The organism is Psychrobacter sp. FME5 (assembly GCF_014861375.1).
Lineage (GTDB): Bacteria > Pseudomonadota > Gammaproteobacteria > Pseudomonadales > Moraxellaceae > Psychrobacter.
Genome location: NZ_RRYX01000236.1, coordinates 1 through 1,141, shown reverse-complemented (window position 1 = coordinate 1,141; position 1,141 = coordinate 1). Strand labels below are relative to the sequence as shown.

The window sequence follows — 1,141 nt, the reverse complement described above, 5'->3', positions numbered from 1 at the left end:
TAGGCTTAGATGTGTATAGTTCATGGTTGCAATCTCACTTTGGTCGGTGGATAAAAACTTTGATGCTAGCGCATCTAGGTCTTTTTTTCACCTCACATTTGGTATTGCACTTCATGTGTTAATCTAAGCAGTTTTTTATTAACGAGCGAATGCTTTTAGACAGTAAGCACCACACTTACAAACAATAGAACGGCAATGAGCATTAATGTTATACCGCCTATTTTTGTAATTAAGTATAGTGTCGTGTTTTCATTGTCGTATTCTCTTAGAATATTAGGTCTCCGACAATGACAATACCGGGACGGTTCATATAAAATCTTGAGCTTTTCTTACTCGTACAATGGATTCTATTGTTCTATTTGAGTATCAAATAGACCACCAGCCATATATTTAAGTCCTGTATCACATGCAACAGTCACGACAGTTTTCCCAGGTCCTAATTCTTTAGCCAATTTGATTGCGGCTACCACATTTATCCCTGTAGAAGTACCAGCAAGAATACCTTCTTTTTCAGCTAGCTCTTTGCACATATTGCGCGCTTCAGATTCAGAGATACCCCAAGCTTCGTCGTAAAGATGATCATCCAAAAAAGGAGGCCTAAAGCCAATACCAATTCCCTCTACATGATGCTCACCAGCATATCCTTTCGATATAAACGGAGAGGTTGCAGGTTCAAGTACACATATTTTAGTATTAGGATTGATCTTTTTTAGTATTTTGGCAACACTCATTACCATACCAGCAACGCCTACCGCACCACAAAATCCATCTACGCCTTTAGGAAATTGTTCAACAATCTCTTGGCCAATCGTCTCGTAGCCTAGTAGCGCATCTAAATTTGAAAATTGATCAGTAAGAAAGTAATTCTCTTTCTTTCCGTATTCAATTGACCTACTAATCATATCAGGAATAAGATCTGCGCTAATTTTTCCTGACTTACTGTATATGAGATCTAAGTCAGCCCCAAAAGCTGCCATGGTTTTTAATTTCTCTGAAGCAAAAGCATTTGATGACACAATCTTAAATTTGTAGCCTTTGACGGCACAAACAAAGGCAAGTGATGAGCCAGTACTATAGTCACTGCATCATAAAAGAGTTATGCCTTGGACAAATATCATAAAATAATTTAGATAAGTCGTTT

1 pseudogene is annotated in these 1,141 nt (G+C 37.7%); it reads right to left on the bottom strand.

Annotation, left to right across the window (positions count from 1 at the left end):
- Positions 1-347 precede the first annotated feature (347 nt).
- Positions 348-1,061 (bottom strand): annotated as a pseudogene (locus tag EI161_RS14445) (PLP-dependent cysteine synthase family protein); the annotation flags it as partial.
- Between the last annotated feature and the right edge of the window lie 80 nt (positions 1,062-1,141).